The organism is Nostoc sp. ChiSLP03a, from assembly GCF_034531215.2.
Classification (GTDB): Bacteria; Cyanobacteriota; Cyanobacteriia; order Cyanobacteriales; family Nostocaceae; genus Nostoc.
Genome location: NZ_JAVRBQ020000150.1, coordinates 1 through 12,470 on the forward strand (window position 1 = coordinate 1; position 12,470 = coordinate 12,470).

General features: G+C 44.0%; 8 protein-coding genes. 7 read left to right on the plus strand and 1 reads right to left on the minus strand.

Annotation, left to right across the window (positions count from 1 at the left end):
* Positions 1–462: 462 nt before the first annotated feature.
* The 7 genes from RMY32_RS25540 to RMY32_RS25570 all read left to right on the plus strand — a co-directional run bounded on the left by RMY32_RS25540 (position 463) and on the right by RMY32_RS25570 (position 9,367).
* Positions 463–672 (plus strand): RRXRR domain-containing protein, encoded by a 210-nt coding sequence (locus RMY32_RS25540; RefSeq protein WP_322714267.1) that lies wholly within the window; start codon positions 463–465, stop codon positions 670–672.
* A gap of 53 nt (positions 673–725) precedes the next feature.
* On the plus strand, positions 726–1,382 hold the full coding sequence (locus tag RMY32_RS25545) for a cysteine dioxygenase family protein (RefSeq protein WP_322714268.1): 657 nt from the start codon (positions 726–728) through the stop codon (positions 1,380–1,382).
* A 1-nt stretch (position 1,383) separates the two neighbouring features.
* On the plus strand, positions 1,384–2,145 hold the full coding sequence (locus tag RMY32_RS25550; protein ID WP_322695135.1) for a class II aldolase/adducin family protein: 762 nt from the start codon (positions 1,384–1,386) through the stop codon (positions 2,143–2,145).
* A 148-nt stretch (positions 2,146–2,293) separates the two neighbouring features.
* Positions 2,294–3,406 carry a sulfonate ABC transporter substrate-binding protein gene (locus RMY32_RS25555; protein WP_322714269.1) on the plus strand — a complete coding sequence of 371 codons (1,113 nt, stop codon included), beginning with the start codon at positions 2,294–2,296 and terminating at the stop codon, positions 3,404–3,406.
* A 228-nt stretch (positions 3,407–3,634) separates the two neighbouring features.
* Positions 3,635–4,456 carry an NADPH-dependent oxidoreductase gene (locus tag RMY32_RS25560; protein WP_322714270.1) on the plus strand — a complete coding sequence of 274 codons (822 nt, stop codon included), beginning with the start codon at positions 3,635–3,637 and terminating at the stop codon, positions 4,454–4,456.
* 663 nt (positions 4,457–5,119) lie between these two features.
* Positions 5,120–7,429, plus strand: a complete 2,310-nt coding sequence (katG, locus tag RMY32_RS25565) for a catalase/peroxidase HPI (protein WP_322714271.1) — start codon at positions 5,120–5,122, stop codon at positions 7,427–7,429.
* 591 nt (positions 7,430–8,020) lie between these two features.
* Positions 8,021–9,367, plus strand: coding sequence for an NAD(P)/FAD-dependent oxidoreductase (locus tag RMY32_RS25570; protein ID WP_322714272.1), 1,347 nt, complete (start codon positions 8,021–8,023; stop codon positions 9,365–9,367).
* Between the two features lie 155 nt (positions 9,368–9,522).
* On the opposite strand, the gene RMY32_RS25575 is transcribed toward RMY32_RS25570, so the two are convergent.
* The gene (locus tag RMY32_RS25575) at positions 9,523–11,964 is read right to left on the minus strand and encodes a single-stranded-DNA-specific exonuclease RecJ (RefSeq protein ID WP_322714273.1); all 2,442 of its coding nucleotides are present in this window, start codon (positions 11,962–11,964) and stop codon (positions 9,523–9,525) included.
* Positions 11,965–12,470 lie beyond the last annotated feature (506 nt).

Sequence of the window (12,470 nt, forward strand, 5' to 3'; positions counted from 1 at the left end):
TATAAAGCTGCATAGAATTCGATCCCCCCTAACCCCCCTTAAAAAGGGGGGAACCGGAAAAACATCTATCAAAGTCCCCCTTTTCAAGGGGGATTTAGGGGGATCAAGATATGTGCAACTTCACATTAAATTGGTATAAGAGGCTTCTTAATAAAAATATCCAACTACAAATGATTGTGGGACATTCCACAAAATTGGATGATTTATTTCTTGGCAATCCCTAAATGAGAGGTAAAGACGAGAATGCTGGAGTTGACTTCTAGACTCTCATTCTTATCTTCTCCTTTTATAAAAGGAGCAGGGGAGCAGCACTTCGGCTCCTTTCGACTTCGCTCAAGGCAAGTCGCTCTGTTACCGGGGAGCAGAGGAGCAAGGGGAAAGAGGCTGTGTAGCAAATGCTATAAACCCTTTAAATTATTTACTGTCATAGCTGGCGATCGCAAATCTAAAATTTAAAATTGTATGACTAAAGTATTCATTCTTGATGCCAACAAACAACCGTTATATCCAGTACGCATCAGCCATGCTAGGCTGCTATTGTCACAAGGTAAAGCTACTGTATTTCAGCGATATCCTTTTACTATCATTCTGAAGGAGTCTTTTTCTCATCTAAAATTTGAGCAACTTGGCTTTAAGATTCATCCTGGTATTAAAATAATTCGTAATTCGTAATTCGTAATTCGTAATTAGTTAATCTTAGTCGCCTCCTAAACAGAGGAATATAGATGACGAACCACACTATTTTAGAACTGTTACCAGAAGACCAATGGTTTATTGAGAGCCAAGAGCTACGATCCTTTGTCGCAACAGTGCAAGAAATTAGCGCTAGCACTGTTAACGATCGCACACAAACTCTCGCTAGATTAGAACCCTATTTTCAAGAACTCCTTGCCCAACAGCAATGGCTACCCCAAAAGTTTGCCCAAGTCAATCCCGAAAGCCGGATGGGTGGCGGTATTGGTCAATGGCTGCTTTATCGCGCTCAAGATCGTTCGCTGTCGGTATTCAGTTTGGTAATTCCCCCAGGTTCAACGACTCCCGTCCACGATCATTTAGCCTGGGGATTGATTGGTTTATACAAGGGCGATCAAGAAGAAACAGTCTATCGCCGTGTAGATAACAGTGATGTAGAAGGACACGCACAATTACAAGTAACTGAAGTGCGTAGCCTTCAACCAGGTGATATCTACCGCCTCTTACCACCAGATGGTGATATCCACGCCGTTAAAACCACATCCCAGAGCGCATCTGTATCCATCCATATTTTAGGTAATGATACTGGTTGTATTTTGCGTCACCAGTTCATCCCAGAATCTCACAGCGTCAAATCCTTTCGCTCTGGATATTCCAACGCTCCCTGTAAAGAAGAGGAGGAAAAATAACATGGCCAATTATATTAGACCAAAACCCCCAGTTTTCGAGCGAGTTGAAGACGAACGCCTGCACCGCAAGCAACGTCTCGCCGCCGCCTTTCGCCTGTTTGGTAAGTTTGGCTTCAGTGAGGGAATCGCAGGCCATATTACGGCTCGCGATCCTGAGTTTACAGACCATTTCTGGGTCAATCCATTCGGGGCATACTTTGGTCATATCCGAGTTTCTGACCTGATTCTAGTTAACAAAGAAGGTGAAGTGGTTAAAGGCGATGCGGAAGTAAACCAAGCTGCTTTCGCCATCCATTCTCAGATTCATGAAGCTCGACCTGATGTCATCGCCGCGGCTCACGCCCATTCACTTTATGGTAAAGCCTGGTCTAGTTTGGGGCGTCTCCTTGACCCCTTGACTCAAGATTCTTGTGCTTTTTACGAAGACCATGCCCTGTTTGACGATTTTACAGGTGTTGTTTTAGAAACTTCTGAAGGTCAGCGATTGGCGCAAGCCTTGGGGCCAAAGAAAGCCATAATCCTACGTAACCATAGCATTTTAACTGTGGGACATACAGTCGATGAAGCTGCCTTTTGGTACATTAGCTTAGAGCGATCGTGCCAAGGCCAACTGTTAGCCGAAGCTGCGGGTAGACCCACTACGATCAAACACGAAACAGCCCGTTTAACACAAACTCAAGTGGGGTCACATGTAAGTGGGTGGTTCAGTTTCCAGCCGCTTTACGATCGCATTGTACGCGAAGAACCTGATTTACTAAATTAGTGCTGTGTTTTTTGGCATTAAGATAATCGGCGGGGAAGTTTCCAGTTAACTTACTTCCCGCTATTTTGATGTCATTTAAAAATTTATTTATATACTCCGGTAAACCTATAAGTTTATAGTATTTATATAGCTCAGAGAAACCATTTTGATGATTAACCAAATCTTTCGCTGCTTAATTCCCAAGTGGATATCGTTGATAAAATTCAAGAATATCCCCTTTAACAAAGAGCATCAATTATTCTTTTCTTCTCCTTTGCCAACAGTGGGGGCTTTTGTTACAGGTCTTTGTCTGAGCTTGCTATTTGCTGCTTGTTCATCGACACCGACTGTTAATGTCCCTAATCCCAGTGCCACATCTCAGGGTAATTCTACTTCCAGTAAAGTAGTCAGATTTGGCTATCAAAAATCGACCATTTTGCTGAGAACTAAGGGTGTTTTAGAAAAGCGTTTAGCGCCAGAAGGAATAACTGTAAAGTGGACTGAATTTCAAGCGGGGCCACAACTACTAGAAGCGATGAATGTGGGTAGTATTGACATTGGCCCTGTGGGAGAATCACCGCCAATATTTGCCCAAGCAGCGGGAACATCACTAACTTACGTTGTTGGTACTGCGGCTACTCCGGCTAGTTCTGCAATTCTTGTTCCTCAAAATTCGCAAATTCAAAAAGTTACTGACTTGAAGGGCAAAAGAGTTACCTTTCAAAAAGGTTCTAGTGCCCATTTATTGTTAGTCCAAGCTTTAGAAAAAGCGGGATTAAAATATACAGATATTGAACCTAAATATTTGGCTCCGGCTGATGCTCGTGCTGCATTTGTGAAAGGAAGTGTAGATGCCTGGGTAATTTGGGACCCTTTCTATGCTGCGGCTCAAGAGGCAACTAAAGCCAGAGTCCTGATTGATGGCACAGGAATTAATAAACAGGGAGGATATTATTTGATGAGTCGCAAATTTGTTACTGAAAATACCCAAACTGTCAAGGCAATAGTGGAGGAAATTAAAAATCTTGAAGAATGGTCTAAACAGAATCGAGAAGAAGTAGCAAAAACTCTCGCACCTGTGTTAGGAATTGATTTAGAAACGATGAAAAAAGCAACTAACAGGCGGACTTTTGGGATTGTACCAATTGACGACAATTTGATAAATCTACAACAAGGTGTTGCAGATACATATTACAAATTGAAGTTAATTCCCAAAGAAATAAATGTGAAGGATGCAATGTTGACAAAAGAAGAATATGCTGCTTTCTCACCAAAAACTTAAACTAGTACAATAGACCTCTTGCAAAAATATATTTTTGCAAGAGGGGGTAAAAGGGGAAAGGTTAAAGGGAAAAGGTTTTTTATTCCTTTTCCCTACAATGCCAAGAAGTACAATGAATCGGGTGTAAGTATGTTGGCAGAATAAAACCAAACGATACTAACAAAAATGAAATTGATGTTAGCAATAAAACAACTGACAATTTTTGAATTTTGAATCCTGGAATTGATTATGACTAATCCTACAGAATTACTGCGATCGCGCTACGGTGAAATTCCCTTCAACCCCGAAATTGCATGGAATGATTCGCTAACAGCACTACTATCTCACCGTTCAATTCGGTCTTATCTAGCCGATCCTTTACCACCGGGAACTCTAGAATTGCTAATTGCAGCGGCCCAATCTGCATCTACTTCCTCGAATTTGCAAACTTGGAGTGTGGTAGCAGTCGAAGATCGACACCGCAAAGAGGAGTTATCTAAGCTAGCGGGAAACCAAGCACATATTAAGCAGGTTCCTTTATTCTTAGTTTGGTTAGCAGATTTGGCGCGTCTAAGTCACGTTGCTGACAGTCGCGGCATATCTCATGATGCGCTGGAATATTTGGAAATGTTTGTGATGGCAACAATTGATGCAACGTTGGCGGCGCAAAATGCCGCAGTTGCAGCTGAGTCACTTGGTTTAGGAACAGTATATATCGGTGGAATCAGGAACCACCCACAAGAGGTAGCAGAGATATTGAATTTGCCCGACTCTGTGTATGCTGTATTTGGGCTGTGTGTAGGCTATCCAAATCCTGAAGTAGAAGCGGCGATTAAGCCAAGGTTGCCCCAGTCAGCTGTGCTGCATCATGAAACCTATAAATTGGCAGAACAAGAAGAAGCGATCGCTCACTACAACGACATCATCAAAGAATTTTATACTGAACAAAAGATGAATATTGCTGGTGATTGGTCAGAACACTCAGCCCAACGCATTGCCACTGTAGAATCATTGAGAGGACGCGATCGCTTGCGTGAAGCTCTCAATAACCTTGGCTTCAAGTTACTGTAAAGTCGTATGGGGACACCAGAAGAGTTTGCCAATGTTGCGGTATTTCTGAGTTCACCAGCAGCCTCATTTGTGAACCTGACTTTTGCCGTTAAGTCTTGAAGGTCTTATCGGCAAAGGATTTGAGAAATAGCACAGCATATATGGTAAAGTAATGAAAATCGGGTGCTAAAGGTGACAAGCAATGCTGGAGTACTGGGCGTGGTGGCGCACCTGTTCTTAATTTACGTTTAATTGAAATTAAGTTTGGACAAACTGTTTATTCTTATATTACTTCTCCCCTTTTTTCGTACCCACTTGACAAATGTGCAATTCTCTCAACCTGTCACGGGTGGCCGAGATTTGAGTAATTTTCTGCAAGATGGTCTGGAAACCCTTGTCCTGTCTGGTTTTGATAATTTGTTACTTCCGATTCAAAAAAGCCGTTATTTACAACGTAAAATAAGCCTTTTCGGGACATCTTGCAGGTTTTTGGTCAGATATCGGTTTAATAGCATAAATGTGCCCTAATGAATGCCCTTAGCAAAGGGTAGCTCATTGAGCACTTGCAAGAACTTTAGCGATGAAGGTACTTGCCGTTCAAACCGCCACAAATGGCGGCACTCAACACAGCTTGACTAACATAAACTGTTAGAGAGAATTGAAAATGAAGAAGGATTGAACTGAATGAATAACAGCCCCATGAACAACAACCCTGCCACCCCTGCTGCACAATGTCCCTTCCGGGGAACCCGCATTGGCGGCGCGCTCGGCTCCAAGCCGCAAGTTGATGATTGGTGGCCGAACCGACTTCAGGTCGAACTGCTTCACCAAAATTTGCCCCAAGCTAACCCACTGCGAGATTTCGATTACAAAGGAGCCTTCGCGAAGCTTGACTTTGAACAGTTGAAGAGCGATATCAAAGCGCTGCTGACCGATTCAAAGGACTGGTGGCCCGCCGACTATGGTAATTATGGACCTCAAATGATTCGCATGGCGTGGCACGCCGCAGGCACCTACCGGATCGCAGACGGTCGGGGTGGAGCGAGTCAGGGTATGCAACGCTTTGCACCCATCAATTCATGGTGGGATAATGGGAACACAGATAAATCACGACGGCTGCTCTGGCCCATCAAGCAGAAATATGGTGCGGCAATAAGCTGGGCTGATTTGATGAGTCTGACTGGCAACTGCGCGCTCGAAATCATGGGGTTAAAGACCTTCGGCTTTGGTGGCGGTCGCATTGATGCCTGGGAGGCGGATCGCGCGACATACTGGGGACCGGAGTTCTGGAACGGCGATCCAGTTGACGATGTTAAGGAACACCCTGGTCATCCTGACGAGATGGTCACTCGCACGATTCGGTGGGTTGGAAAACCGGACGAGCAATACTACGACCTTGAAAACCCGCTAGCGGCTTCGCATCAAGCGCTAATTTACGTCAATCCAGAGGGTCCAAACGCCGAAGGCGACCCCTATGGCTCGGCGCGAGACATTCGCGAGACGTTTGCGCGTATGGGCATGAATGACGAAGAAACTGTCGCGCTGATTGCAGGGGGTCATGCCTTTGGCAAAAGTCACGGCATGGTCTCGCCAGACAAGATTGGTCCAGCCCCGGAAGCCGCGCCGATTCAGGCGATGGGCTTGGGGTGGCAGAACCCTGAAGGCACTGGGTTTGCCGAATATACGATGACGAACGGGATCGAAGGATCGTGGACTCCAAATCCAACCCAGTGGGACAACAGCTACCTAACCAATCTTTTTAAGTACGATTGGGAACAGACAAAGAGTCCAGTAGGTGCCATTCAGTGGAAGCCGAGCAATCCTGATGCGCCAAAGACACCGGATGCCCATCAACCGGGCGTTGAGCACCCGTTAATGATGATGACTTCGGACATTGCCTTAAAGGTCGATCCGGCCTATCACGAGGTTTGTCAGCGCTTCTTGGGTGACTTCAATTACTTCAGCGATGCGTTCGCGCGCGCTTGGTATAAGCTGATCCATCGGGATATGGGTCCGAAAACGCGCTATCTCGGTCCAGAAATTCCAGAGGAAGATCTGATCTGGCAAGATCCAATTCCGGCACTCGATCATGATGTCGTGGATGCCGCCGATATTAAGTCTCTCAAGGAGCGGATTTTAGCGAGTGGACTCTCGGTTTCGGCGCTCGTGTCAGCCGCTTGGGCAGCGGCATCGATTCACCGCCATTCCGACAAGCGCGGCGGCGCAAATGGGGCGCGCGTTCGCCTCAATCCCCAGAAAAACTGGGAAATCAACCGTCCGCAGGAACTCGGCGAAGTGCTATCGACCCTTGAGCAAATTCAGGCAGATTTTAACGGCGCTCAGTCGGGCAACAAAAAAATCTCGATCGCAGACCTAATCGTCCTCGGTGGTTGTGCTGCGGTCGAGAAGGCTGCACAAGAGGCTGGACTTGCCGTTGCCGTCCCGTTTACTCCGGGGCGGATGGATACGACTCAGGAGCTGACAGATGTTGAAATGTTTAATTGGCTGAAGCCAGTTTCGGATGGTTTCAGAAATTATCACAATGAGGCGGTTGGCTATAAGGTGAAGCCAGAGCGTATCTTCCTGGATCGAGCGCAGCTCCTGACGCTGACCGCGCCCGAATGGACGGTTCTAGTTGGCGGACTTCGGGCGCTCGATCAGAACTGGGACTATTCAAAGCACGGTAGCTTCACTGACCGACCGGGTGTCTTGACCAATGACTTTTTCCGTGTTCTGACCAGTATGGACTACGAGTGGAAGCCTGTTGACAATCGCGAGATGCTTTTTGACATCTGCGATCGCGAAACCGGTGCAGCGAAGTTCACCGCAACCCGCTGCGATCTCATCTTCGGCTCGAACGCCCAGCTGCGTCAGATTGCTGAAGTCTATGGCGCTGATGACGGTCACGAGCGGATGGTCAAGGACTTCGTTGCAGCCTGGAACAAGGTGATGATGCTCGATCGCTTCGACGTTTCTGCTGAACAGACCCGCTAAAGTCTTGGCGCTCAACACGCCCGAACTCCACGGGTGTATCGCTGCGCTTTGAAGAACTCACCGTGGATAAGAACGCTGCTTATCCACGGCAAGAGGAACCTTGCGCTTTGGATTAAAGCAATACGAACGAGATTATCTCGTTTGTCACTTAAAAGTTTTTGCGACCTAACGCCATTATGGCAGTATAGAGGCTAAATAAAGAAGGTTATGCCCCAATTGGTAAGGGCGGTAACGGTTTAATATTACACAGCGCTCTAGCTATAGAACCTATTTGTGAACGGAGTCATACTGCAAGTAGATGGCGGAATTATTCAAAGCACATTTTGAGCGGCTCGATCCATCGAACAGAATTCAAGAGTCAGGAATCAGAATTCATTCTGAATTCTGTAAGACTGGCGTATAGCACAGCGGTAGTGAGTCATCCAGCGTCGGGCAGTTTTCCTCATGCCCCCTGCCTTACTCGATAAAAATTAACTTTGACTACTTTCATCATTTCTTCAATTGTTCTAAATAGACAGCAACCATTATCATAATGCTGTTACATCTTTGTTAAGAATAGTTACAACTTCTTAACACAAGGAAATATTTTTGATGGAAGTCTCACTTGAAAAGAATGCACCACATCGGGTTGTTGTCGTTGGTGGCGGCTTTGGTGGACTGTATGCAGCAAAGGGTCTGAATGCAGCGAATGTAAATGTTACTCTCATTGATAAACGTAACTTTCATTTATTTCAGCCGCTTTTATATCAAGTTGCCACAGGTACGCTATCACCTTCTGATATTTCCGCACCATTGCGATCTGTATTTAGCAAAAGCAAGAATACAAAGGTGTTGTTGGGAGAAGTAAATGAGATTGATCCAAAAGCGCAACAAGTTATTTTGGGCGATGAAATAGTACCTTATGATACATTAATTGTCGCCACAGGTGCTAACCATTCCTATTTTGGTAAAGATCACTGGGAAAAAGTTGCTCCTGGTTTGAAAACTGTGGAAGATGCGATAGAAATGCGTCGTCGGATATTTGGCGCATTTGAAGCAGCAGAAAAAGAAACTGATCCAGAAAAACGCCGTGCTTTCTTGAATTTTGTGATTGTGGGGGGTGGGCCAACTGGTGTAGAATTAGCAGGTGCGATCGCAGAATTGGCATACAAAACTCTCAAAGAAGATTTCCGCAGCATCGACACTTCAGAAACGAGAATTTTACTATTACAAGGGGGCCCTCGCATCCTCCCACACATGGCGCCAGAGTTATCGGCATCAGCAGCAGTATCTTTGCAAAAGTTGGGTATAGAACTCCACACTCACACCAGAGTGACAAATATTGAAGGTGATATTGTTACTTTCAAGCAAGACAATGAATTTACAGAAATTGCCTCAAAAACTATCTTGTGGGCAGCAGGTGTCCAAGGTTCCCCAATGGGGAAAGTCTTAACAGAAAGTACAGGTGTAGAGTGCGATTTCTCAGGACGTGTAATTGTAGAACCTGACTTGTCTATCGAGGGTTATGACAACATTTTCGTAATTGGAGATTTAGCTAACTTCTCCCACCAAGATAGTAAAGTCTTACCTGGTGTTGCACCTGTAGCTAAACAACAAGGAGAGTATGTAGGTAAATTAATTCAACGACGGCTTCAAGGTAAAACTTTGCCACAATTTCGTTACAACGATGTGGGTAGTTTGGCGATGATTGGGCAAAATTTAGCTGTTGTAGATTTAGGCTTAATCAAACTCACAGGTTTCCTTGCTTGGGCATTTTGGCTACTAGTCCACATCTACTTTTTAATCGAGTTTGACACTAAATTACTAGTAGTATTTCAGTGGGCGTGGAATTATATCACTCGTAATCGTCGCTCTAGATTGATTACAGGTCGAGAAGCTGTTGTAGAACCAAAAACTGTTAATGATAGGGTGCAAGAGCCTTCTGTGACACCTCTTTAACTTCAGGGATGACACCCGATAGGACTCACAAGCTAGGTAATTCCTATACTTGCAAACTGCTGTAATTTAGTGCGATCGCGATCGCACTACGCAAGATGGGACTTGGTTGAAAATCCCTATTTTGTTAGGGTAGTAAACGCTATAAACCCTTTAAATTATTTACTGTCATAGCTGGCGATCGCCACAATTGTAGATAAAGGAACTTCCGCAAAATACTCTTGCTGAAATTGTTCTTCTCGGACAGCAGCTAAAAATCGTGCAACTGCTTCGTCAGCAAGGTTTTCTACACTATCGTTTGGATTCCAGGTAATTTGCAAAGAACGGTCTTGTCGTTTAACTGTAAACCCTAAATATTTTAAAGCTTTGATTCCGACAAGTAAGGTTTGGTCGCTGATGCCGATTTTTTCTAAAAGTTGTCCGCGGGTAACTAGTTGATTTGTACGACTGAGATATTTGGCAATTCCGACAAGAGTCAGCCAAATTTGATTGGGTGGTTGATGCTTAGGTTTAGACCAAGCGATCGCTAATTGTTGCTGATTCTCAAGCCCAGACGTAGAGCGGCCGATCGCCAAACATCGCCGCAACCACATACGTAAATCATCCCAATTCGTGGGACAATCTTCAATAATTAGTCCTGTTAGCGGATAGCTAAGGTTTAGCCCATGTTGAGTTGCTGAGTGTTCCTGATTCCGTAAGTCTAGGATCAAGGGTAGATGCTGAGTAGTGAGTGCTGAGTTAGCAGAAGAACGCACGGCAATTAATCTGATTTCATAACGTTTTTTGAAGGTGTTGTAGTCTAATTCTGCTATGCAATCACATCTTCCTATGGGCAATTCATCTTTGTAATGTCCCCACCATAAGCCAGGAAAAGCACTTCTGCTAGAATCATCCCGAATATCAAACTCAGCTTTAATGTACTGTACCTTTTTCCCTTGCCAATCCTGCTGATTGCGATGCCAAGAATTTTCAAACCAGCAGTTTTGAATTAGCAATTTCGGAACAGGATTACCCATTCCACAAGGTTCTAACAGTTTCAGTTCCAAAAATAACTCTTTACCCAAGTCGGCTACCGTTACCGTCAAGTCTGCTTGTACAGTTGGCGTTAGAGTTGTACTACCCAAAGATTGCCGCAACTGCTGATTAATCGCCGCTGTAAATAAAGGAATATTCTCCACCAACAAACTCAAACCAGCTGCAAAGGGATGTCCCCCAAAGCGATGTAACAAATGTGCTTGCTCTTTCACCAGCTGATATAAATCGACAGAATTCACCGAACGAGCAGAACCACGAGCTAAGATGAGTTCTGAGTTCTGAGTTCTGAGTTCTGAGTTAGAAGATAAAGAAGTAATCTCTCCCCCTGCTCCCCCTGCTTCCCCTGCTTCCCCTGCTCCTTCCGTACTCAACAAAATCGTCGGGCGTCCAGTTTCTTGTGCTACCTGTCCCGCAACTAAGCCCAATACACCCGCAGGCCATTGGGCATCTTCTAAGACAATGACGCTGGTGGTTGATAAATCTAATTGAGTAAGTTTTTGCGCTACTTGTGCTTGTACATCTTTTTGTAAAGATTTGCGGCGGGCGTTGGCGAGTTCTGTAACTTCGGCGAGTTCGTTACAACGTTTGACATCCCGACTAGTTAATAATTTAACGCAAAAACTGGCATCACCTTGAATGCGACTAACGGCGTTAATTCTCGGCCCCAAACCAAAAGAAATATCTGTAGGGCGATCGCCACTTTTCTGGCACAATTCTAATAATCTTCCCACCCCTGGCCGCCGTCGTGCTACTGCTGGCTGTTTAAAGTCTTCTTGCAGCCGTTGAATTCCCATCTGTGCCAAGTAGCGGCAATCTCCACTTAACTGCACTAAGTCAGCAATTAATCCAACTGCAACTAAATCTAATAAATCTTCTAAGGGATATTTTGCAACATTAGGTAGACTTTGATATAGCGCTTCCACCAACTTATAAGCTACTGCCACTCCAGACAGATTAAATAACTGATGTTCTTTTGGAAAATAGCGGGGATTGATAATTGCTGCAACAGGTGGGCGTTCGGCTGGTAAGGTGTGATGGTCTGTAACTATTACATCTATACCTAGCTGTTTAGCATAGATAATTTCCTCAACATTTGTGCTACCTGTATCGCAAGTAACTATTAATTTGCAACCTTCTTTTGCTAAGTTATCAATCCCTTGATTATTAAGTCCGTGGGACTCTTTCAGGCGATTGGGAATATAATAAAGTAACTGAGTATTTTGAGCGAAAAACTGCCCCAATCCATCCCAAAGTACCGATGTAGCAGTAATCCCATCGGCATCGAAATCTCCCCAAATGGCGATTTTTTCTTTAGTATTATATGCTTGTCGCAACCGTGCGATCGCTAGATACATTTCTTGCCCAAACTCAAAGGGACTTGCTGGTTGATAAACTTTATAGTTGATAAAAGCTGTTAATTGTTGACGATCTTTAATACCTCGTTGCCACAACAACTGCGCTGCATACAGTCCACTTGATGCAGGTGTATACTGTTTCACTGCTTGGATAAACCACTCTGGTGGTTGTTCAGTTGCTGTTATAGTCCACTGCTGTTGTTCTGCCATACAAACAAAGTTAGGATTTAGAAGTTAAAACTCTTAAAATACAATGATAATTTGTAAATCTGTGGAGTTGACTTTTAAAAGAGTGAAGAAAGCTTTTAGGAATTGCTCAGATAATCTAGTCATCAAACTGAAATTAAAGTACAACAATATCATCGAAAACGTAAAAGACTGAAGTCAACAAATCATAATTTTCTATAATTATTTAACTTTGCTTACAATGATACAGCTGATTTTTACCTATTTAATTCTTGTAAAAATTTAAATTTAATTAAGTAATATTTTATCATTTTGTTGTATAGAAATAGCAGATGTCTTTAGTAGAATCTTTATATCATTTTTATTTGCAACTTGTGAGCTAAATCACACTATTAACCCAAGTTGCTAGTTATGCTTGCAGGTGTTCAGGTGGCATTGCATAAGCAATAAAATCCCCTCCAGAGGAAAAATTAGGAGGGGTAATGTTAAACGAAATAATTACAATTTATGCTATCACTGATGACCTATTG